We start from the raw sequence: 21,163 nt of genomic DNA, 5'->3' as shown, positions 1-21,163 counted from the left end.
ATGGCGGCATTCGAATACAAGGCCCTCGACAACAAGGGACGCAGCAAGAGCGGCGTAATGGAGGGCGACTCGGCCCGCCAAGTGCGCCAGCTGCTGCGCGAACAGGGGCTCACCCCCCTCGAGGTGAACGAGACCACCGAGAAGGCGAAACGGGAAGCGACCCGCTTCGCCCTGTTTCGGCGCGGTGCCAGCACTGCCGAGCTGGCCCTGATCACTCGCCAGCTGGCGACCCTGGTGGGGGCCGGTCTCACCATCGAAGAGGCGCTCAAAGCGGTGGCCGAGCAGTGCGAAAAGGCCCACTTGCGCTCTCTGGTGGCGACCGTGCGCAGCAAGGTGGTGGAAGGTTATTCGCTGGCCGACTCGCTGGGGGCTTTTCCCCATGTGTTCGACCAGCTGTTTCGCTCCATGGTGGCGGCCGGTGAAAAATCGGGCCATCTGGAGAAGGTGCTCAACCGCCTCGCCGACTACACCGAGCAGCGACAGCATATGCGCACCAAACTGCTGCAGGCGATGATCTACCCCATCGTGCTCACCTGCGTCGCCATCGGGGTTATCTCGATCCTGCTTACCGCCGTGGTACCCAAGGTAGTGGCCCAGTTTGAACACATGGGTCAACAGTTGCCGGGCACCACCCGTTTTCTCATCGGCACCAGCGAGCTGATGCAGGCCTACGGCCTCTGGTTCCTGCTGCTGATCTTCCTTGGCAGCTTTGTCTGGCGCTGGTGGCTCACCGATGAAAAGCGTCGCCGACGCTGGCATCAGGTGCTGCTCGGCCTGCCGGTGATTGGCCGGGTCAGCCGCGGTCTCAACACCGCCCGCTTCGCCCGAACTCTAAGCATCCTCAATGCCAGTGCGGTGCCGCTGCTGGAGGGGATGAAAATCTCCGGCGAAGTGCTCTCCAACGACTTTGCCAGAATGCGCATTCTAGAGGCCGCCGAACGGGTACGCGAGGGGACCAGTCTGCGCAAGTCGCTGACCGAGACCAAGATTTTCCCGCCCATGATGCTGCACATGATCGCCTCCGGCGAACAGAGCGGCGAGCTCGACAGCATGCTGGAGCGGGCGGCAGACAACCAGGATCGGGAGTTTGAATCCCAGGTCAATATCGCCCTCGGGGTGTTCGAACCCATGCTGGTGGTCTCCATGGCTGGGGTGGTGCTGTTTATCGTGATGTCGATCCTGCAGCCGATCCTAGAACTGAACAATATGGTGAATATGTAAGGTTCGGATGTCCGAATACGCGACCCTATTCGAACCTACCAATCCAATCGACCTCGTAGGTTCGATTAGCCGACAGGCGTAATCGAACGATCGCGGTTTAACAATCAATCGTCGATGGTTCATGCCATCTCATCTGTGAGGGAGTAACTCATGCAAAAGCGTCGTCAATCCGGTTTTACCCTGCTGGAAGTCATGGTGGTCATCGTGATCTTGGGCATTCTGGCCAGTCTGGTGGTGCCCAACCTGATGGGCAACAAGGAGAAGGCTGACCAGCAGAAAGCGGTCTCCGATATCGTGGCGCTGGAAAACGCCCTCGACATGTACAAGCTGGACAACAACCGCTACCCGACCACCGAACAGGGTCTGGACGCGCTGGTGACCAAGCCTTCTATCGATCCGGCGCCGCGCAGCTACCGCGATGGCGGCTACATCAAGCGCCTGCCGCAAGATCCCTGGGGCAACCCGTACCAGCTGCTGAGCCCGGGCCAGTTCGGCAAGATCGACATCTTCTCCATGGGTCTGGATGGTGAAGCCGGTACCGATGACGACATCGGCAACTGGAACCTGAAGGATTTCCAATAAGTGATATGTCGCCACCGCACTCCTTGTGAGCTGCCTGCATGAAGCGGTCTCTCTCCTTTCATCGCCAATCCGGCTTTACTCTGCTGGAAGTGTTGCTGGTCGCCATGCTGATGGGGCTGGTGGCCACCGCCGTCACCCTCAGCATGGGAGGTGCCAGAGGGGATCGGGAGCTGGACAAGCAGGCGCGTCGCCTGATGGCGACCTTGCAGCTGGCGCAGGAGTATGCGGTGATGGATGGTCGGCTGGTGGGTATTCGCATCGAGGATAACGGCTGGCAGTTTATGCAGCGTCAGGCCAAGGATCGCAAGTGGCTGGCCCTGACTGGCGACAAGCAGCTGGGGCCTGTGCAACTGGCCGAGAACATGACGCTGGCACTGGAGCTGGAAGGCTTTGGCTGGCAGCCCGACCCCGACGAGAAAACCGAACAGAAGCGCGACGAGAAGGAGCGCACGCCACAGTTGCTTATTTTCCCTGGCGGCGAACTGAGCCCGTTCGTGCTCACCTTCACCCAGCAGGATGAGGATGCCCGCTACACCCGTATCGTCAAGGGGGACGAGTTCGGCCGCCTCACCCTGCTCACCGGCGATGAAGATGAAGAGGTGAGCGAATGAAAGCCCGGGGCATGACCTTACTCGAAGTGATGGTAGCGCTGGCAGTCTTTGCCATCGCGGGTCTCGCGGTAATGAAAACCGCCAGCGAACACCTCTCGGCCCTCAACTATCTGGAGCAGAAGACACTCGCCACCTGGGTGGTAGAGAACCAGCTGGTGCAACAGAAGCTCGAGAACAAGTGGCCAGGTGACAGCTGGGTGGAAGGGGATGAGCAGATGGCGGGCAGCACCTGGTACTGGCGCTATCGCGGCGTCGCCACCGCCGACAACAACTTCCGGGCGCTCGATATGGAAGTGCGTACCGAGGCCAAGGCCGAGAACCCGGTCGCCATGATGCGGACCTATATCAGCCGATGACCCAGCACTCCGCCCGCACGCCTCGCCCCGTCCGTCACGCCGGTTTCACCCTGCTCGAAATGCTGGTGGCGATCGCCATCTTCGCCACTCTCAGCATGGGCGCCTATCAGGTGCTGCAGGGGGTGCTCACCAGCGACGAGGTGGCCAAACGCAAGGAGACCCGCCTCAACGAACTGCAACTCGCCTTCACCCTGCTGGAGCGAGACATCACCCAGATGGTGCCGCGCAGCGGTCGCATCGAGGGGGAGAACAACAAGGTGCTGCTGGCGGCCTCCCGGTTCGGCCAGCAGAGCGATGACTGGGGCATGGCTTTTATGCGCAGCGGCTGGCTCAACCCGGACGGCATGCTGCCCCGCTCCCATCTGCAACGGGTCGGCTGGCGCCTCAAGGATCAGAAGCTGGAGCGCCTGAGCTACCTCTATCCGGATCCGGTGATCGGCACCGAGCCGCGCATCCAGCCGGTGCTGACGGGGGTCACGGCGTTTCGCCTCTACTTCTTCGACAAGGGCAACTGGAAAGAGGAGTGGACCCAGCGCAGCGTGCTGCCCCACGGGCTGGCAGTGGAGCTGGATCTGGAAGATTACGGCACCATTCGCCGCCAGTTCCTGATTGGTGCCGGTGGCCAGCGCGCCGAAGAGAACAGCCAGAGCAGCAACCCCGACCAGGGGGGCGGCAACAACAGCAATAACGGGAACAACGGCGGCAACAGCAATACCAATAGTGGCAATGGTGACAGCCAGAACGAAGGGGGCGCCAATGCGGGCTAATCTCGCCGCCCCCGGTGGCCAGCGCGGCATGGCGCTGCTGGTGGTGCTGCTGATCCTCTCGGTGATGGTGATCATCGCCAGCAATATGAGCGGCCGCCTGCAGCTTGAGCTGCGCCGCACCGCCAACATCACCACCGGCAAACAGGCGTGGTGGTATGCCCTCTCGGCGGAAGCGCTGGTGAGCAAGGTGCTGACGCAGGATTTCAAGGACAACCCCGAGGTGGTCAACCTCAGCCAGAACTGGGCCCGCAAGAACACTGTGTTTCCGGTGGACGATGGCCAGCTCAAGGGCGAGGTGACCGACCTGCAATCCTGCTTCAACCTCAACAGCCTGAGCGTGGCCTCCAAGGCGGGGAGCGGCGAGGAGCTGGCGCAGCAGCCCTATCCGGTGCAGGTGTTTCGCGAACTGCTCAAACAGCTGGCGATGGATGATTACGAGGCGGCCCAGCTCACCGATGCCATCCGTGACTGGACTGACAAGGATACGGTGCTGGTCTCCAGCCTTGGCGCCGAGGACGCCTATTACGAGGGGCTCAAGCCACCCTATCTGACCGCCAACCAGTGGATGCTGGGCAAGGACGAGCTGCGGGCGGTGCGCGGGGTGACGGCCAGGGTCTATGCCAAACTGGCTCCCTATGTCTGCACCCTGCCCAACGACAAGTTGAAGATCAATATCAATACCCTTGCCCCCCAGCGCCCCGAGCTGCTGGTTGCCCTCTATCTGGGCACTATCGGGCTGGATGACGCCAAGCGAGTACTGAACGAGCGGCCACAGAAGGGGTGGAAAGAGAGCAAGCTGATGACGGACATGCTCACTCCGGTCGATTCGGTGAAAGGACTGAAAGAGGCGCTGGTGGTCAAGAGCGACTTCTTCGAAGCCCGAGTCGTGGCCGAGGTCGGCGACAACCGGGCCTGGCTCGAAACCCTGTTCCAGCGGGGCAAGGACAATAAACTGGTGATGCTGCGCCGCCTCAGTAGCGGCGCCGAATAAACAGCGCACCTGCAGGCCCTCGCCTGCGGGTACGAGAGATGTTGGATGCAGCCTGCGGGCTGCGCACCGGTGGCCAGGGCGCACAACGCCCTTTGCAAACCGGTATCGCAGGAGAGAGATGCGTGAGCGAAAGTCTGGTCATCCGACTGGGGACCAATAAACAACAACCCGTGGCCTGGCTGGTCTGGTCCGGTCAGGAGCAGGAGATCATCGCCTCCGGCACCCTGCCCTCGGCCGATGCCCTGGGCGAGCTGCAGGAGCGAGCCGGTGGCCGCCCCGTGGTCACGCTAGTGCCGGGCAGCGATCTGATCTTCCGGCGCGTCACCCTGCCGGGTCGCTACAACCGCCAGTCGGCGGCGGCCCTCCCCTACCTGCTGGAGGAGCAGATCGCCTCCGATGTGGACGAGCTCCATCTGGTGGTGTTGGCTCATGAAGGGCAACAGGTCGACCTGATGGCAGTGGATCGGCAGAAGATGACCGAGTGGCTCGGCTGGCTCGATGCCGCTGGCCTCAAGAGCCTGCAACTGCTGCCCGATGTGCTGGCGCTGCCACAGGCCGCGGATGGCTGGTCTGCCCTGCAACTCGGCAGCGAGTGGCTGGTACGCCAGGGCCCCTGTCAGGGGATCGTCGCCGACGAGCCGCTGCTGGCTATCTTGCTGGCGACTGAAGCGGAGCCGGTCACCATCCACAGCCACACCCCGGTGCCCGCCATTGCCGCCGCCAACTGGCAGACGGCGGAGCCCGAGCTGCCCATGCTGCTGCTAGCCAAAGGGGCCCTCACCTGCCGGGCCAACCTGCTGACCGGCCCCTATCGACCCCAGACCGAATATGCCCGCTACTGGTTGCAGTGGCGCAAGGTGGCCATCACCGCAGGCTTGCTGCTGCTGGTGGCCCTCGGCCAGCGCGGGGTTCAGCTCTATCAGCTCACCGAGCAGGACAAGGCTCTCAAGGCGGAGATCCGTGCCGTCTATACCCGCATCTTCCCGGGTGAGAGCCGCATCGTGAACGTGCGCAGCCAGATGAACCAGCATCTGCAACAGATGGGACAAGCCCCGCAAAACGGCGTACTGCTGATGCTCACCGAGCTGGCCCCCACCTTTGCCGAAGCCCCCGGCCTCAAGCCGCAGGTGATGCGCTTTGATGCCAGTCGCCGCGAGCTGCGGCTGCAGGTGACCGCCCCCGGCTTTGCCGAGATCGAGCGGTTCCGCGAGCTGGCCGGCAAGCAATTCGAGGTACAGCAAGGCGAGGTGCGCAGCACCGAGGGCAAGGTAGAGGGCGCACTGGTGCTCAAGGGTAAATCATCATGATGGAAAAATTGCAGAGCTGGTGGCACGGCATCACCGCACGGGAACAGCGGCTGGTGGCCGCAGGCGGCGTTCTGCTGCTGGTCGGTCTCTTCTACTGGAGCGTCTGGCAACCCATCGCCAACCGCATAGCGGAGCGGGAGCGGCAGGTGCAGAACCAGCAGCAGACCCTCGCCTGGCTCAAGGAGAAAGGTGAAGAGGTGCTGGCCATGCAGGGTGGCTCGGGTCGCCAGATCGATACCAGCGGCACCCTGGAAGGGGTGGTCAACCGCACCGCCTTCAACCACAAGATCAAGATTGCCCGGCTGCAACCCCAGGCGCAGGAGCTGCAAGTGTGGATCGACACGGTCCAGTTCGATGACTTGCTGCTCTGGCTCTCCACGCTGGTGGAGCAGCACGGCATTCAGGTTCAAATCATCGAGATCGCCCGCGAGGATCTGGCCCCGGGTCTGGTCAAGGTCAGACGTTTGCAGTTGAGTCGTCCACAATGAAAAAACGCATCCTGATTGCCAGCCTGTTTCTGGCCGCCTATCTGATCTTCCTGCTGGCCACCCTGCCCGCGGCACTGGTGGCTCGCCATCTGCCGCTGCCTGTCAACGTCGCCAATCTGCTGAAACTGGAAGGGGTGAGCGGCACCCTGTGGAGCGGCCAGATTGCCCGACTGCAATATGCCAGCGAATCGGTGAACCAGCTGCGCTGGGATCTCAACGGCTGGTCGCTGCTGCGCTTCGCCCCCGAAGTGGCCATACGCTTTGGCGATCGCAACGGACTCAATGGTCAGGGCGTTGTCGGCTGGAATGGCGCCGCCTTCGGCCGGGATCTGACCCTCAACGCCCCCGCCCCCTGGTTGCTGAGCCGTGTGCCGATGCGCCTGCCGATCCCGCTCACCGTCAGCGGCCAGCTGCAGCTCAAAGTGGAGCAGTTTGCCCAAGGCAACCCCTGGTGTGACAACCTCTACGGCAACCTCGACTGGTACAATGCCAGCGCCGATACCCCGGCGGGCAAGCTGGATCTGGCCGACCCCGAGGTGAAACTCACCTGCCTCGACTCCAAACTGGTGGCTGAACTCAAGCAGGGCTCCGATGCGGTGCAGACCATAGGTCGCCTCGAGCTGCAACCCAATGGCCAATACCTGTTCCAGGGCACCCTGAAACCGGGCCCAGAACTGCCACCGCAGATGCAGCAAGGACTCCCCTTCCTCGGCCAGCCCGACAGTCAGGGCCGCTTCCCCCTGCGCTATCAGGGGCGGATCTAAGCCATCATTCAAGGTGAAAATGGCTCAGGGACAACCCGAGCCATTTTTATCGTCCATGTGACGTGTCAGTTGAAATACCAGATACGGCAGATACAAAAAAGCCCAAGCTATTGAATCGCTTGGGCTTTCTCTTTGAATATGGCGGAGGAGGTGGGATTTGAACCCACGGATGGTCGCCCATCGCCGGTTTTCAAGACCGGTGCATTCAGCCGCTCTGCCACCCCTCCGAACGGCGTGCATACTACGCTAAGCCCTTGTTCATATGCAATACATATTTCCTGTGGGATAGTGTGCGGGAGCAAAATGGCAGGTGGCTTGAAATTGTTCCTCGTCATCCCTATTTGTTCTACATACAATGCGTAAACATGCAGTAACAAACAGCGATCACGAGGCGGCTGCTCGCCGTCTCACCCGGACATCAAGAGGACACCCAAGATGGATACCCGTTCTATCTACACTGGCACCCAAAGTGCCGTACGCGATACCAACAAGGTGCTGCGTAACACCTATATGCTGCTCTCCCTCACTCTGGGCTTCTCTGCCGTGGTGGCGGGGGTCGCTACCGTGATGAACATGCCGCCGCTGCACTGGGCCGTGTTCCTGATCGGTGTCTACGGTCTGATGTTCCTGACCGAGAAGAATCGCAACAACGGCATGGGGCTGGTCTTCACCTTCGCCCTGACCGGTCTGCTGGGCTATAGCCTGGGCCCCATCATCAACATGTACATGAACAATGGTGGTGGCGAGATCGTGATGACCGCCCTTGGCGGCACCGCGCTCACCTTCTTCGGTCTGTCGGCCTATGCCCTGACCACCAAGCGTGACCTCTCTTTCATCGGCGGCATGCTGTTCGTCGGTTTCTGGGTACTGCTGGTAGCCATGATTGCCAACATCTTCCTGCAGATGAGCGCCCTGAGCCTGGCTCTGTCCGCCATGTTCATGCTGTTCTCCTCCGGCGCCATCCTGCTGACTACCCAGCAGATCGTGCGCGGCGGCGAGACCAACTACATCTCTGCCACCGTCACTCTGTATGTCTCCATCTACAACATCTTCCTGAGCTTGCTGAGCCTGCTTGGCGGCAACCGCAACTAATCAAAAACCCCGCTTCGGCGGGGTTTTTATTGGCTCCTGTTTCTGTCAGGATAAGTTGCAAATCAAGGATATGATGCGAAGCGGCCCTGATCCAAATCAGGGCCGCTTCTCGCTTGGCGGGGTAACATCCTGCCCTCGTTTCGTTCAAGGGTTGTTCCTGTTTCATGCCGATGGATCTCTCTGGCCTGCTGCGCCGACTGCTGACCGATAGTCACATCTACTTCGCTCTCAAGGTGCTGCTGGCCATTCTCGGTCTGCTCGCCTTCACCCTGGCCACCGGCAATATCCAGCTCACCGTGCTGCTCTCCCTCGGGGTCGTGGCGGGTGCCATTGCCGAAACCGATGACAGCCTGTGGGGACGCCTTAAAAACCTCGCCATGACGCTGATTTGCTTCATGTTTGCGTCCCTGTGCGTGCAGTATCTCTACCCCACCCCCTGGCTGTTTGCCATCGGGCTCGCCAGCTCCACCTTTATCTTCGTGATGGTGGGGGCGCTCGGTGCCCGCTACGCCACCATCAGCTTCGGCTCGCTGCTGATCGCCATCTACACCATGCTGGGAGCCGCCAAGGCGCCGGATCTCTTCTACCAGCCGCTGGCCCTCGGCGCTGGCGCCCTCTGGTACGGACTGGTCTCGTTTATCTGGCTCTGGCTGCTGCCTTACAAGACCCTGCACGAGCAGCTGGCCCAGAGCTACTTCGCCCTTGGCCGCTACCTGCTGGAAAAGTCCCGCTTCTTCCCGGCGGACGAGCACGGCGCTCAGGCCATTCGCCACAATCTGGCCCAGCTCAACATCAATCTGGTGAGTGCGCTGACCCTCACCAAGTCGGCCCTCAACGCCCGCCTGAGCCGCCGCCATCCGGCGAGCCCGGAGCTTGCCAGCCTGCTGCGCCTCTATCTGCTGGCGCTGGAGATTCACGAGCGAGCCACCTCCAGCCACTACCCCTACAGCCGGCTGGAAGCGGAGCTCAAGCAAGGCATAGTACTGGAAGGATTTCAGGAGGTGTTCCTGCAACTCTCCGAGGCGTGCCAGCGGCTCGGTTACGCCATTCTGGTGCACAAGCCCTACGCCCATAACAAGCGCATTCACTGGACACTTGAGGCCCTTGGCGATCAGCTGGAGTTCACCAATCTCAAACAGCACTACCCGAAAACCCTGCTGACGCCGATGAAGTTCCTGCGCCGCAATCTGGCCAGCATCAACCAGCTGCTCGGCAGCGCCGAAGTGCTGCAAAACCCCGAGCAGCCGGAGCAGGAGCTGCCCGCGCTGGCGCGGCCGCCCCGCCTGCCGCTGCTGACCCAGCTCAAGCAGCACCTCACCTTGCACTCCATGGTGTTTCGCCATGCGCTGCGCCTCTCCTTGGGGCTGGTGATCGGCTACGGCATACTGCAAGCCTTTGATCTGGAAAAGGGCTACTGGATTTTGCTGACCGTGCTGTTTGTCTGCCAGCCCAGCTACAGCGCCACCCGCCGCCGACTGGTGCAGCGGATGCTCGGCACCTTCGCGGGTATTCTGGTGGGCATTCCGGTGCTCTGGCTCTTCCCCGAGCTGCACGTTCAGCTGGTGGTGATGGGGCTGGCCGCCTTCCTGTTTTTCACCCAGGTGCGCAACAACTACAGCGCTGCGGTCTGCTTTATCACCCTCTACGTGCTGATGGCGTTCAACCTGCTCGATGGCATCGGCTTCGCCATTCTGGGGCCGCGGCTGCTCGATACCCTGCTCGGCTGCCTGATCTCCTACGGGCTGGTGGCCTGGCTCTGGCCGGACTGGCAGTACAAGCGGCTGCCGACCCTGATCGCCAATTCGCTCTCGGCCAACGCCCGCTACCTATCGGCGGTGCTGGCAAGCCTCAAGCAGCAGCGGGACGAGTCCATCGACTATCGGGTGGCGCGCAAGAGCGCCCATCTGGCGGACAGCGAGCTGGCTACCGCCTGGCAGAGCATGCTGGTGGAGCCGCAAAAGCGCCGCCGCTTCCTCGATCTCTGCTTTACCCTCACCTGGCGCAACCACGCCCTGCTCTCCTACATCTCGGCGCTGGGGGCCCATCGCGACAAGCTGGAGGCCATCAGCGGGCTGGATGAGGTGCGCCACCACATCTGCCACACCCTGGAGCAGGCCGCCGGTCATCTGGCAGGCAACCCCTCCAGCTCCATCGGTGGTCAGTGTCCTGTGATAAGTCCGGATAGCAGCGAGGAGCAGCTGATGCTGACCCAGCAGCTCAACCTGATCAGCGAGCTGGCGGATCAGCTGCTGCATCTGGCCAACGAGAGCCGGTTGCTCACCGGGGATCAAGGCGCTACCATGCCCGCCCAATCCTGATAGCCCCATTAGCGAGGAGCCCCCATGTCTGCGTCCGAAAAACATCAGCTGGAATTCAACGGCCAACTCATCGAGACCGATGCCAAGGGCTACCTGCTCAACAGCAACGACTGGAGCGAGGAGCTGGCGCTGGTGCTGGCCGCGCAGGAGGGGATCACGCTTGAGGAGCCGCACTGGGAAGTGGTGCGCTTTGTACGCGCCTTCTATCTGGAGTTCAACACCTCCCCCGCCATCCGCGCGCTGGTCAAGGCGATGGAGAAACAGTACGGCCCCGAGAAGGGCAACAGCCGCTACCTCTACAAGCTGTTTCCGGAAGGGCCCGCCAAGCAGGCGACCAAGATTGGCGGCCTGCCCAAGCCGGTGAAGTGCATCTGATCCCATGCATCTCATCCCATAACAACGGGGGCCGCAACTGCGGCCCCCGTTGTGTTTGGTGCGCAACCTTCGCGCACCTCGTATTCATATCTCTCAGAATTCCAGCCAGCCTTATTCCCGCTTGTCAGCAAGCGCCACCAGCTGCTCCGCCAGCCGGTGACCGTGCAGGTAGGAGGCGATCAGCTCGCTATCCGCCTTGCCCGATTCAATCTGCTGATACCAGTGCTCCAACATGGCGGCAAAGCCGCGCTGGGCCAGCACCGGCTGCCAATCGTTGGGGCTAAGCATCTGCGCCTGCTTGTCACGGGCAATGCTGCCGCGAGTGCAGTTCTCAAGGTGCAGGGAGAGATTGTCGCCATAGGCGTCGATGCGCTCCTCGGTGATCCCGGCGCTGCGGTTCATGCTGCCGCTGATGGCGCGATCGCCGCTCTGCCAGCTGACGCTTACTCCGGCCAACAGGCTGCTGTCCTTCGTATCCGGTCGCAATACCGCATGAAAGTCGCCGCCCGGCACGCCGCCATAGAAGCAGAGGCTGTCGAGCACATGGATAAAGTCGTCGAACATAAAATCCCGCGCCTTGCCGGGCAGGGCGAAGCGGTGCTTTTGCCAGTTCAGCTCGGTGAGCGGCTGGGCACGAGCGGCATCCATGGCGGGCAGATAGCGGCGGTTAAAGCCGGTAAAGAGGGCGCAATCTTGCGCGATGGCGAGGTTGGCCAGTGCTTCTGCCTCGGCCAGATTGTCGCACAGGGGCTTGTCGACAAAGGTGGGGATCCCTGCCCGCAGGCACTGCTCGGCCAGCTCGCGGTGAACGGCGGTGGCGGCGTGGATCATCACGGCGTCGGGGCGGCTGGCCAGCATGGCCGCCACGTCGGTAAAGCACTCGGCGACCCGATACTGGCGGGCCAGCTTTTCCAGCACAGATGGATTGCGGGTGCAGAGCAGCGGGGTGACCCGCTCGTCGCTCGCCAGCAGCGGCAGATAGGCTTTTTGGGCGATATCACCCAGACCAATCATGGCAATGCGCATCTCAACTCCTTTTCACTCGATAACGGGACAAGCGGATAACTGCCCGCACCATCGCAGGATTTCTCCCGCAGATCCAGCCTGCCGTTAGCGCACTGGCTGGCGTGTGCAGCTCTCGGCAAACGGTGGCGTTATCCGGGCATGGCAAGATCGCTGACCGACTTGATCACCTCGGCCAGCCACTCGATAGCGAGATTGCCCTGACTTTTGCGGTGTCTGCCGACCACCACCTCGAACTGCTGCGGCGCCCCGGCGAGCTCCACGGTGCGAAAATCGCCGAGGGCGGCGATGGCCGACGGAATGCAAGCCGCCACGTCATTGACCGACATAAAGGCTTGCAGCGAGGTGTAACAGGGGAGCGTCGCCACCGCCGCGCTGGCGACCTGCTGCGGGCTCATCTGCCCTTCGAAATTGCCAACGCTGTTGGCAAACTGCACAAAGGGGATGGCCGCCAGATCCTGCGGGGCCTTGTCCGGAAGATATCGGGAGTCGCGGCGCAGCACGCAGCAGTAGTGATCCCGGCGCAGGGTGGCGCGCAGCAACCCCGGGTCGAGATAGGCATCAAAACCAATCACCAGATCGACCTCGCCGCTGGCCAGCGCCTCCAGATGCTGCTCGGCCTGAAAGTCCACCACATCAAGCCGGATGGAGGGCGCCTGAGTGCGCAGGGCGCTCGCCAGCCTTGGGATAATGGCGAGCTGGGCATACTCGTTGGCCATCACCCTGAAGGTGCGCTCGCTGCTGGCGGGATCGAAGGGGGCAGCCACAAAGACCCCGTCGATATCGGCCAGGATCTGCTCGAACTTGTCGGCCAGCTCGCAGGCGTAGTCGGTCGGCTGCAACCCGGCGCTCTGGCGGATAAACAGCTCGGCGGGAAAGAGATCGCGCAGCTTTTTCAGATGGCTGCTCACCCCCTGTTGGGAGATCTCCAGCAGCTCGGCCACCCGCGACACACTCTTGTATCTGACTAGCAGCACCAGCACCCGCATCTGCCTGATATCGATCTTCTCCACCCTCACCTCACCAATTTAAGTTGTATCACATACAAATTACCCATGATTTACATTGTATCAGTGGCTCTCTAACCTTGCAGCTCTTCCAGCAAAGCGAGGTTAACGATGAAGACTGTCATTCTGATTGGTGCTCAGGGGAAAATGGGGCAAGCCGCCCTCAGTGGTCTGGGCAAGCACAAAGTGATTACCGCCAGCCGCTCCGGCGAGGGGTGTGATTTTCAGGTGGATATCACCAGCCGAGAGTCCATCGAGCGGCTCTACCAAAACGTTGGCTCCTTCGATGCGGTGGTCAATACCGCCGGCTATTGCGAATACGCCCCCTTTGGCGAGATGAGCGACGAGCAGTGGCAAACCACCATCCAGAGCAAGCTGATGGGGCAGATAAATCTGGTCAATATCGGCCTCAACTACATCAATCAGGGGGGCTCCTTCACCCTGATCTCCGGCATCCTCAATATCAAGCCGATCCCGCTGGCCATTGCCGATGCCACCACCAGCGGCGCCATAGATACCTTTGTCCAGTGCGTGGCCCACGAGCTGCCCCGCGGCATCCGCATCAATGTGGTCAACCCGACCGTGCTGGAAGAGGCATGGGACGTATATGGCGAGATGATGCCGGGCTTCCAGCCGGTGCCGGGCGCCCTGGTCGGCAAGGCGTTTGAGCGCTCCGTCGATGGCTTTATTAGCGGCCAGGTGCTCTATGTCGATGCCTGATCAGGTTCAGATCTGACCCAACTGCCTTTGTAATGCCTTGTCGATGTTTTTCCTCTTCCCCGAAAGCGCCCTGCTCTCGGGGCTTTTTGCATAGAGGAACCGGAGTAGCGGCAAAATATGATTTTATTTCGACGACGGTACACAGATTTATGTCATCCGGGTCACTGTCAGAGCGGCCTCGTTTGGCTTACTATGGCGCTCTTCTCCCTGTTGCCGTGCAAAGGGCTGTTGCAGACTATTTGCCAGAATGGATTACCGCTGACCAACGCCCTATTTGGCCGCAACTTATTGGCGCGGCCACTATTGCCTGTGAGCTATCGGCACTTATAAAACGCGTTATTTATGGATGTATAACGATGAAATCATCAATTGCACTCAAAGCCTTGTCGCCCTATATATTCGCAATATTGTCAGTTGGGCTGATATCCAGCGGATATCATGCGCTGCCGATCTATTGCGGCCTGGCCATTGTCGTCTATCCGGTGCTGGTTGCCATGCTGGCGGACGAGTGGGAAAAGCAGGGATTGGTCTATCGCGAATCAACCCAGGTCGAGGTTGATGTCAATGTGCGCGGGATCCTTATCAAGGAGCAGAGACGACATCTGGAGAATCTCTATTTTATCTCGCCGGACGTGATGCAGACCAAACTCACCAGCCTTGCCCGCCTCAAACTGCTGCTCTGCGGCGCCATGTTTGCAGTGTCACTGTATGAACTCGCGCAGCAAGCCGAGGCACAATTTGCCCTGCCCGCCGTCAATCTGATGGATATCAATCAGCTGGATATATGTGGCCTGATGCTCGGCCTTGGTGGGGTACTGTTTCTTGGCCACTGCGCGAGAAAAAGCCTCTCCCTCTACGGGACCTGTCGCCATAAAAACTATCTGGTGCAGAGTCATAACGAACCCGGCGTCCAGCTCTATAGCGCAGCCATTTCTACCAAGGCGGCAAACCTGCAAGTGCCCCATACCCGCATGTTCGATGCCTTATTGGCGTGGTATTGAGCAACCCTTAATTGGCAATCTTCAATTGGCCTCCCCCCTTTGGATCAAGATGGCGGGGCAGGAGGTAAGACAATAAGCCCCCATCCCAACAGTGCTCACTGACCACTCAGCCGTGACCGGCGCAGTGGTTGGTTGAGCCTCTATTGCCCTCCCTATAGCCATCCTCTATCCCCTCCCCTTGCTTACTGCTTTATCAGAAGTCATCAGCCTGTCATCTGGCTGACATCCCGCTGTCATTTTCAAGCCATAGAGTTTTTCACTTATTTTTCATATGGATAGATAAGGAACATCATGACATTCCCGCGCTCTTCTTATGTGGCTTTGGCCGTCTCGCTGGTCTTGCTTGGCGGCTGCCAGTCAGAGAACGAATCGTCTGCCGACAGCCAGGGCAAAACCGCCTACCAATACAGCACCAAAGCGGTCTACAGCTCGCAGCAGCAGGCGGAGAGTTACGAGCCAGCGCCTCAGGGGTTCAGCCCGGTCTTTACCGAGATGGTGGCGCGCCACGGCTCGCGCTCTCTCTCCAGCCCGAAATATGACGTGCTGACCAAGCTGGTATGGGAAGAGGCGCAGCGTCAGGGGGCGCTCACTACCCTCGGGCAGGGGCTGGGAAGCAAGGTCGATCTGGTGACGGCCGCCAACCAGAAACTGGGCTATGGCCTGCTCTCGGCGCTGGGCAAGGAGGAGCACGCCAATCTCGCCACCCGACTGGCGGCGCGGCTGCCGACCCTGCTCAACAGCAGCGAGCCCCACTGCATCAAGGTCGTCACCTCGGGCAAAGACAGGGCCAACGAAAGCGCCTTCTACTTTATGGAGAGCCTCAAGCGCGATGTGAACTATGTCAGCGACTCGGCGCAGTGCTACCTCACGCAGGATGACCCCTCGAAGATCGATAAAAAGCTGGTCAACAAATTCGAGCTCTACTTCCACAAGACCACCCCCGAGGGGGATTACGCCCGCTACCTGCCCGCCTATGAGAGCTACCAGCGCTTTATCGGCGACGAGGATGCAGGAATCGCCCCGGCTCCCGAGCTGGCCAGAGCGCTGGATCAGCTTAAAAACCTGAGCAAGACCAAAGAGATGGCCCGCAGCATGCTGGAGCGTATCTACAGCAAGGGCTTTGTCGACTATCTGGCGGGCGGCGTCGAGTTTGTCGCCGTCAACCCGGAGGATGGCGGCATGACCTATGTGCACGACGAGGTGGATGCAGCCCTGATGCTCTACAACCTCTTTATCATCGGCCCCGGCATGATCCGCGAAGCGCAGGCTCAGGGCAGCGAACCCTGGGCGCTGGAGCAGTTCCTGACCCCACAGGAGTCTGCCTGGTTCTCCTACCTCTCCGATGCGGAAGATTTCTACGAAAAGGGGCCGAGCTTTGCCAACCAGAGCGCCCCCTACGCCATTGCCCAACCGCTGCTCGACGGCCTGTTTGGCGAGGTGCAGCGTCAGGTAGTGGAGGGTGAGCAGAGCCGACGGGCTACCCTGCGCTTTGCCCACGCCGAGGCCATTATCCCCCTCGCCGCCCTGATGAAGCTGGAAGGGAGCCGTCAGGGGGCCAGCCCGGATCAGCTGTTCAGCCAGCAGAACAACGAGTGGCGCGGCGGCTGGGTTTCCCCCTATACCGCCAATATTCAGTGGGATATCTACCAGAACGGGCAGCGGCAGGTGCTGGTCAAGATGCTCTACAACGAAAAGGAGATCGCCTTTAAAACGGGCTGCCAGCCCTACCAAAGCGGCAGCCACTACTACGACTTCGAGGAGCTCAAACGCTGCTACGGCTATAACGGCTAACCCCAAACAAGCCGGATATGGCAATCACCAGGGGCGACCAGCAGGTCGCCCCAATTCACTCCCTTCCCTGCTTGCCAAAGCGGGATATGGCTATAAAGCCGCCTTCCGGCTCCATTTGCTGATCAAGCGCAAAAAATGATTAATTTCTGACAATTGAGTCACTTAAAGGCTCGCGTAGTAAACCTTGCTTGGCTTAACATCCCCATACGGTGCTTATTAATCAGCAATTGGTACCAGCCCTGCTGGTTAATTGAGCATTGTAAAATGCTGTAATCCACGGGCATTAGCGTGGGACTCGCTAGCATTATTCCTGCTCAGAAGGGTGGGTATCTCAGGTTTTATCTTTTCATATGACAATAGGTTACAGAAACAAGTGGTAAGGAGGATGGTTTGGCAAGGCGGGGTAGTCTTTTAAGTTTATCTATCAAAGTTGCTAAGGCAATTGATAGAGCCGGTAAGCAGGCTGCTAGGGAATCAGCGCGTAGACAAAAGTCTGCCGAACGCGAAAATGCCAGAGCAGAAAGAGAATATCAAAAATTTTTAAGAGAACAGGAACGAGATGCAATTCGTGCTGAAAGGGAAAAATTTGCACTGGCTAAAAAAGCTGAAAAATTGAGTATTGCTCAGGCAAAGGAAAGATTAAAAGATGAACTTTCTGATGCCCAAGACGAATATGAAGACAGATGCTTAGAGCGTGCGACTCTGCGCCAACAATTTATCAGTTTACAACTAAGGTAGAAAAATGGAACACATGCTTTTAGCCATTATCATTGGTGCAATTGCAGCCATACTGATTGGCTATTTCATTCTCAAATTAAAACATAACAAGGAGCTGGCTAAATATAAGGCTGATGTTGATGCTAAGCTTGGCGAGCATACAAGTCTTGAGACAGAGTTGTCGCAATTAAAAGAGAGCCTTACATCGCTAAAAAGTGATTTATATAACGATACAAAAGAACTAGAGCAGGTCAGAATTGAGACGGAAGAGCTGAGGGCACTTAAAGCAGATGAAGCCCAGCTTTTAGAAAGAATCAGAGAAGCAACTGAACAAAATAACAAACAGAATGAGGAAAAGGATCGGCTTTCATTAGAAATAACAAAGCTCAATGTTGATGTGAAAAATCTGATGGGAATGCTTGACCTATACTCTCGATTGGACGAATTCACGTCTGTTGGGCATTTTGAAAATCCAGAGTATCTCTATGAAACATCAGCTAGATTTTCAGAAGAAATAAAATACATCCGAAGCCAACAAAAAGATCTAATTAGAGATAAAAATGCGATAACGTATCCTGTCACTCTGATCATTGCTAATGACAAATCATTAAACAAAAAGATTCTCGATGGTCAAATAAAGCTAATGCTAGCGGCATTTAATATTGAGTGTGATTTCTTGATTGGGAAGGTGAGTCCTAGTAACTTCGCCCGAACCTTGCAGAGAATAGAAAGTCTTGCCAACACAATAGAAAAGTCAGCAGCAACATTGAAGTGTGGCTTTAATATTAGTTATGTAGAATTGAAATTTGAAGAGTGCAAGCTTCAGTATCAATACACCTTGAAAAAACAAGAAGAGGCTGATGAGCAAAGAATCATAAAAGAACAGATCCGCGAAGAACAGCGTGCAATTAAAGAATATGAGCGAGCTATTGCTGAGGCTGAAAAGGAAGAGCGTATCTATAGGGATCTATTGAGCAAGGCTCGAGAAGAATTGTTGAAAACCTCTGAAAGCGAAAGGGCATTTGCAGAGCAGAGAATAGCTGAGCTTGAACAACAGCTACTTGAGGCAGAGATGAAAGAGGCTCGAGCCAAAAGCATGGCTGAACAAACTCGTAAAGGCCATGTATACGTCATCAGTAATATTGGTTCATTTGGTGAGGATATCTATAAGATTGGCTTAACTAGGAGACTAGATCCGATGGATAGAGTTAAAGAGTTAGGTGATGCTAGTGTGCCATTTTCTTTTGATGTTCATGCTATGATTTATTCCGATGATGCTCCGGCGTTGGAGGCAGCTTTACATCGTGAATTTAGAGCTCATCGAGTGAATGCAGTAAATCTGAGGAAAGAATTCTTCCAAGTAGACTTGTTGTCGATAAAGGATGCTGTGGATACTATTGTTGATATTGATAGTGAGTTTAAATTAACAGCATTGGCAGAGGAGTATTATGAGAGCTTGCGCCTTCAAACTGTTGAACTGGTTGCTTAATGCAGTAGTTTAATAATTAACTTACATTACATGTTAATAATTAAAAATCATTCTTTTTAATATAAAAAAATAATAATGACATTAATTTTTAAACTAAAAAAGGCGACCATCCGGTCGCCTTTTTTATTCCTATTGCTTTCCAGTCAGGAAATATTACCGAACCGGTCGCTTGGCACCATTTCCTTTGGCCGCAGGCTTGCCGCCCTGAGCAGCGGGTTTGGCGCCCGGTTTGGCAGAGCCTGCGCGGGTTGGCGCCTTGCCCTTATGGGCGGGTTTGCCGGCAGGTTTGCTTTTACCCGCATTCTGGCCTTCGCCTTGTGCGGCCGGTTTACCGTTAGCCGCGCCTTTGTGCAGCTGGGAACCCACCGGCTTGCCGCCCGTCGGCTTGTTGCCTGCGCCATTGCCGCGCTGATGGGCAATGTTGCTATGACGGGTCAGGGCCGGTTTCAACCCCTTGCCGCTGGCGGCGCGCTCGTTGCGACCTTCAGCTGGCACCAGACAACCGGGGCCATTGCCAATCAGGTGGCCCTTGCCCATGGCGAGCAGGGCTTCGCGGATCATCGGCCAGCCAGCGGGGTCGTGGTAGCGCAGCAGCGCCTTGTGCAGGCGGCGACGGCGCTCGCCCTTGGCGACAAACACATCGCCACCGGTGCGGCTCACCTTGTTTAACGGGTTTTTCTCCGTGTAATACATGGTGGTGGCGTTGGCGAGCGGCGACGGGTAGAAGTTCTGCACCTGATCGAGCTTGAAGCGGTTCTCTTTGACCCAGAGCGCCAGATTGATCATGTCTTCATCCGTGGTGCCCGGGTGGGCGGAGATAAAGTAGGGGATCAGGTACTGCTGCTTGCCCGCCTCTTTGGAGTATTTGTCGAACAGCTCCTTGAACTGGTAGTAGCTGCCCATGCCCGGCTTCATCATCTTGGAGAGCGGCCCCTCCTCGGTGTGTTCCGGCGCGATCTTGAGGTAGCCGCCGACGTGATACTTGGCCAGCTCCTTGATATAGCGGGGATCTTCCACCGCGATGTCGTAACGCACGCCGGAGGCGATCAGGATCTTCTTGATCCCCTTGAGGTCGCGCGCCTTGCGATAGAGGTTGATGGTCGGGCTGTGGTCGGTGTCCATGTGCGGGCAGATGGTGGGCCAGACACAGGAGGCGCGACGGCAGGTCTGCTCGGCCTTGGGGCTCTTGCAGCGCAGCTTGTACATGTTGGCGGTAGGGCCGCCGAGATCCGAGATGACGCCGGTAAAGCCCGGCACCTTGTCGCGGATATCTTCGATTTCCTTGAGGATCGACTCTTCCGAGCGGCTCTGGATGATGCGCCCTTCGTGCTCGGTGATGGAGCAGAAGGAGCAGCCGCCAAAGCAGCCGCGCATGATGTTGACCGAAGTCTTGATCATCTCGAAGGCCGGGATCTTGTCGTTGCCATAGGTCGGGTGCGGCACCCGCTGGTAGGGCAGGCCGAAGACGCCGTCCATCTCCTCGGTTTCCAGCGGGAAGGCGGGCGGGTTGACCCAGACGATGCGATCGCCGTGGGCCTGTGCCAGGGCGCGGGCACAGCCGGGGTTGGTCTCGTGGTGCAGAATGCGCGAGGCGTGGGCGTAGAGCACCTTGTCCTCTTTCACCCGCTCGAACGCCGGCAGCTTCACATAGGTTTTTTCCCACGGCTTGGGCTTGGCCGGCTGCACCAGCACAGGCTGGGCCTCCTGCGCGGCAGGTGCCGCTTCGGTGGCGTCGTCAGAACAAGGAGCCCCTTCCATATAGGGGTTCATGATGGGATCGATGCGGCCAATCTGGTCGAGCTTGCTCGAATCCACCCCTTTCCAGCCCGGCAGCGGCTCCTTGCGGATGACGGCGGTGCCGCGAATATCCTGCATGGTGTCGATGGTCTCCCCCGCCGCGATACGGTGAGCCACTTCCACCAGCGGCCGCTCGGCGTTGCCGTAAATCAGGATATCGGCCTTGGCATCGAGCAGGATGGAGCGGCGGATGGTCTCGGACCAGTAATCGTAGTGGGCGATGCGGCGCAGCGACGCCTCGATGCCGCCGATGACGACGGGGACCTCCTTGAAGGCCTCCTTGCAGCGCTGGGTATAGACCAGGGTGGCGCGATCCGGCCGCTTGCCGCCCACATCCCCCGGAGTGTAGGCGTCGTCGTGGCGCAGCTTTTTGTCGGAGGTGTAGCGGTTGATCATGGAGTCCATGTTGCCCGCGGTCACCCCGAAGAAGAGGTTCGGTTTGCCCAGACGCATAAAGTCATCCTTCGATGACCAGTCCGGCTGGGCGATGATGCCGACCCGAAAGCCCTGCGCTTCGAGCATCCGACCGATGACCGCCATGCCGAAGCTCGGGTGATCCACGTAGGCATCCCCCGTCACCAGAATGACGTCGCAGCTGTCCCAACCCAGCTTGTCCATCTCTTTGCGGGACATGGGCAGGAAGGGCGCCGTGCCGTAGCACTCGGCCCAATAGCGGGGATAGGAGAAAAGGTTGGGTACCGGCTGCATTTTGAACACCTGGAAAAATTCGGGTCGCGCATTATACC

19 protein-coding genes, 1 tRNA gene and 1 pseudogene are annotated in these 21,163 nt (G+C 58.7%); 17 read left to right on the top strand and 4 right to left on the bottom strand.

Going from position 1 to position 21,163, the window contains the following annotated elements; all coding sequences use genetic code 11:
• The 9 genes and pseudogenes from exeF to exeN all read left to right on the top strand — a co-directional run bounded on the left by exeF (position 1) and on the right by exeN (position 7,087).
• Positions 1-1,221, top strand: a complete 1,221-nt coding sequence (gene exeF, locus OKB77_RS02150; protein ID WP_005338296.1) for a GspF family T2SS innner membrane protein variant ExeF — start codon at positions 1-3, stop codon at positions 1,219-1,221.
• 150 nt (positions 1,222-1,371) lie between these two features.
• Positions 1,372-1,803, top strand: coding sequence for a GspG family T2SS major pseudopilin variant ExeG (gene exeG / locus OKB77_RS02145; RefSeq protein ID WP_042061950.1), 432 nt, complete (start codon positions 1,372-1,374; stop codon positions 1,801-1,803).
• A 38-nt stretch (positions 1,804-1,841) separates the two neighbouring features.
• Positions 1,842-2,414, top strand: coding sequence for a GspH family T2SS minor pseudopilin variant ExeH (gene exeH, locus OKB77_RS02140; protein ID WP_236367994.1), 573 nt, complete (start codon positions 1,842-1,844; stop codon positions 2,412-2,414).
• Positions 2,411-2,770 carry a GspI family T2SS minor pseudopilin variant ExeI gene (gene exeI / locus OKB77_RS02135; RefSeq protein WP_021229089.1) on the top strand — a complete coding sequence of 120 codons (360 nt, stop codon included), beginning with the start codon at positions 2,411-2,413 and terminating at the stop codon, positions 2,768-2,770. Before exeH ends, exeI begins: the two co-directional genes overlap by 4 nt.
• Positions 2,767-3,414 (top strand): annotated as a pseudogene (gspJ, locus tag OKB77_RS02130) (type II secretion system minor pseudopilin GspJ); the annotation flags it as partial. The gene exeI and the pseudogene gspJ, both read left to right, overlap by 4 nt.
• Positions 3,415-3,526: 112 nt before the next feature.
• A complete protein-coding gene (gene exeK / locus OKB77_RS02125; RefSeq protein ID WP_252657087.1) occupies positions 3,527-4,528 on the top strand; it encodes a GspK family T2SS minor pseudopilin variant ExeK in 1,002 nt (333 codons plus the stop codon).
• A gap of 122 nt (positions 4,529-4,650) precedes the next feature.
• On the top strand, positions 4,651-5,835 hold the full coding sequence (gene exeL / locus OKB77_RS02120; RefSeq protein ID WP_270816856.1) for a GspL family type II secretion system protein ExeL: 1,185 nt from the start codon (positions 4,651-4,653) through the stop codon (positions 5,833-5,835).
• Complete coding sequence (gene exeM / locus OKB77_RS02115) at positions 5,832-6,323, top strand: GspM family type II secretion system protein ExeM (protein WP_005350039.1); 492 nt, start codon at positions 5,832-5,834, stop codon at positions 6,321-6,323. The genes exeL and exeM overlap by 4 nt, the downstream gene beginning before the upstream one ends.
• The gene (gene exeN / locus OKB77_RS02110; RefSeq protein ID WP_252657089.1) at positions 6,320-7,087 is read left to right on the top strand and encodes a GspN family type II secretion system protein ExeN; all 768 of its coding nucleotides are present in this window, start codon (positions 6,320-6,322) and stop codon (positions 7,085-7,087) included. The genes exeM and exeN overlap by 4 nt, the downstream gene beginning before the upstream one ends.
• Before the next feature lie 139 nt (positions 7,088-7,226).
• Here exeN and OKB77_RS02105 read toward each other — a convergent pair.
• A tRNA-Ser gene (locus OKB77_RS02105) sits at positions 7,227-7,314 on the bottom strand.
• A 208-nt stretch (positions 7,315-7,522) separates the two neighbouring features.
• Here OKB77_RS02105 and OKB77_RS02100 point away from each other — a divergent pair.
• The 3 genes from OKB77_RS02100 to OKB77_RS02090 all read left to right on the top strand — a co-directional run bounded on the left by OKB77_RS02100 (position 7,523) and on the right by OKB77_RS02090 (position 10,872).
• Complete coding sequence (locus OKB77_RS02100) at positions 7,523-8,179, top strand: Bax inhibitor-1/YccA family protein (RefSeq protein WP_005338308.1); 657 nt, start codon at positions 7,523-7,525, stop codon at positions 8,177-8,179.
• 164 nt (positions 8,180-8,343) lie between these two features.
• Positions 8,344-10,497: a YccS family putative transporter gene (gene yccS, locus OKB77_RS02095; protein ID WP_108571638.1), complete on the top strand. Its 2,154-nt coding sequence runs from the start codon at positions 8,344-8,346 to the stop codon at positions 10,495-10,497.
• 24 nt (positions 10,498-10,521) lie between these two features.
• Positions 10,522-10,872: a TusE/DsrC/DsvC family sulfur relay protein gene (locus OKB77_RS02090; RefSeq protein WP_019446869.1), complete on the top strand. Its 351-nt coding sequence runs from the start codon at positions 10,522-10,524 to the stop codon at positions 10,870-10,872.
• A 111-nt stretch (positions 10,873-10,983) separates the two neighbouring features.
• On the opposite strand, the gene OKB77_RS02085 is transcribed toward OKB77_RS02090, so the two are convergent.
• Both OKB77_RS02085 and OKB77_RS02080 read right to left on the bottom strand, forming a co-directional pair.
• Positions 10,984-11,898, bottom strand: a complete 915-nt coding sequence (locus OKB77_RS02085) for a Gfo/Idh/MocA family protein (protein WP_252657090.1) — start codon at positions 11,896-11,898, stop codon at positions 10,984-10,986.
• A 128-nt stretch (positions 11,899-12,026) separates the two neighbouring features.
• Positions 12,027-12,908: a LysR family transcriptional regulator gene (locus OKB77_RS02080; protein WP_270816855.1), complete on the bottom strand. Its 882-nt coding sequence runs from the start codon at positions 12,906-12,908 to the stop codon at positions 12,027-12,029.
• Between the two features lie 105 nt (positions 12,909-13,013).
• Between OKB77_RS02080 and OKB77_RS02075 the strand changes: the two genes are divergently transcribed.
• From OKB77_RS02075 to OKB77_RS02055, 5 genes are all read left to right on the top strand, one after another.
• Positions 13,014-13,622 carry a short chain dehydrogenase gene (locus tag OKB77_RS02075; protein WP_033113045.1) on the top strand — a complete coding sequence of 203 codons (609 nt, stop codon included), beginning with the start codon at positions 13,014-13,016 and terminating at the stop codon, positions 13,620-13,622.
• 356 nt (positions 13,623-13,978) lie between these two features.
• Positions 13,979-14,623, top strand: a complete 645-nt coding sequence (locus tag OKB77_RS02070; protein WP_270816854.1) for a hypothetical protein — start codon at positions 13,979-13,981, stop codon at positions 14,621-14,623.
• 291 nt (positions 14,624-14,914) lie between these two features.
• A complete protein-coding gene (locus tag OKB77_RS02065) occupies positions 14,915-16,414 on the top strand; it encodes a histidine-type phosphatase (protein ID WP_270816853.1) in 1,500 nt (499 codons plus the stop codon).
• Between the two features lie 390 nt (positions 16,415-16,804).
• On the top strand, positions 16,805-17,152 hold the full coding sequence (locus OKB77_RS02060) for a hypothetical protein (protein ID WP_081042861.1): 348 nt from the start codon (positions 16,805-16,807) through the stop codon (positions 17,150-17,152).
• 4 nt (positions 17,153-17,156) lie between these two features.
• A complete protein-coding gene (locus tag OKB77_RS02055) occupies positions 17,157-18,620 on the top strand; it encodes a DUF4041 domain-containing protein (protein WP_058058345.1) in 1,464 nt (487 codons plus the stop codon).
• A gap of 153 nt (positions 18,621-18,773) precedes the next feature.
• Here the strand turns inward: OKB77_RS02055 and OKB77_RS02050 are convergent, their stop codons facing one another.
• Positions 18,774-21,125 carry a YgiQ family radical SAM protein gene (locus tag OKB77_RS02050; RefSeq protein WP_270816852.1) on the bottom strand — a complete coding sequence of 784 codons (2,352 nt, stop codon included), beginning with the start codon at positions 21,123-21,125 and terminating at the stop codon, positions 18,774-18,776.
• Between the last annotated feature and the right edge of the window lie 38 nt (positions 21,126-21,163).

This window comes from Aeromonas sp. Y318-3 (assembly GCF_027706185.1).
Lineage (GTDB): Bacteria > Pseudomonadota > Gammaproteobacteria > Enterobacterales > Aeromonadaceae > Aeromonas > Aeromonas veronii.
The sequence above is the reverse complement of the archived record's forward strand: the minus strand, read 5'-3'. Positions and strand labels throughout refer to the sequence as shown.

Bases quoted from the DNA above. Each gene is read 5' to 3' on its own strand.
- OKB77_RS02090 (WP_019446869.1), top strand. From the start codon at position 10,522: ATGTCTGCGTCCGAAAAACATCAGCTGGAATTCAACGGCCAACTCATC.
- OKB77_RS02065 (WP_270816853.1), top strand. From the start codon at position 14,915: ATGACATTCCCGCGCTCTTCTTATGTGGCTTTGGCCGTCTCGCTGGTC.
- exeF (WP_005338296.1), top strand. From the start codon at position 1: ATGGCGGCATTCGAATACAAGGCCCTCGACAACAAGGGACGCAGCAAG.
- yccS (WP_108571638.1), top strand. From the start codon at position 8,344: ATGCCGATGGATCTCTCTGGCCTGCTGCGCCGACTGCTGACCGATAGT.
- OKB77_RS02075 (WP_033113045.1), top strand. From the start codon at position 13,014: ATGAAGACTGTCATTCTGATTGGTGCTCAGGGGAAAATGGGGCAAGCC.
- exeK (WP_252657087.1), top strand. From the start codon at position 3,527: ATGCGGGCTAATCTCGCCGCCCCCGGTGGCCAGCGCGGCATGGCGCTG.
- OKB77_RS02050 (WP_270816852.1), bottom strand. From the start codon at position 21,125: ATGCAGCCGGTACCCAACCTTTTCTCCTATCCCCGCTATTGGGCCGAG.
- exeG (WP_042061950.1), top strand. From the start codon at position 1,372: ATGCAAAAGCGTCGTCAATCCGGTTTTACCCTGCTGGAAGTCATGGTG.
- exeH (WP_236367994.1), top strand. From the start codon at position 1,842: ATGAAGCGGTCTCTCTCCTTTCATCGCCAATCCGGCTTTACTCTGCTG.
- exeM (WP_005350039.1), top strand. From the start codon at position 5,832: ATGATGGAAAAATTGCAGAGCTGGTGGCACGGCATCACCGCACGGGAA.
- exeN (WP_252657089.1), top strand. From the start codon at position 6,320: ATGAAAAAACGCATCCTGATTGCCAGCCTGTTTCTGGCCGCCTATCTG.
- OKB77_RS02070 (WP_270816854.1), top strand. From the start codon at position 13,979: ATGAAATCATCAATTGCACTCAAAGCCTTGTCGCCCTATATATTCGCA.
- OKB77_RS02100 (WP_005338308.1), top strand. From the start codon at position 7,523: ATGGATACCCGTTCTATCTACACTGGCACCCAAAGTGCCGTACGCGAT.
- exeI (WP_021229089.1), top strand. From the start codon at position 2,411: ATGAAAGCCCGGGGCATGACCTTACTCGAAGTGATGGTAGCGCTGGCA.
- OKB77_RS02055 (WP_058058345.1), top strand. From the start codon at position 17,157: ATGGAACACATGCTTTTAGCCATTATCATTGGTGCAATTGCAGCCATA.
- OKB77_RS02085 (WP_252657090.1), bottom strand. From the start codon at position 11,898: ATGCGCATTGCCATGATTGGTCTGGGTGATATCGCCCAAAAAGCCTAT.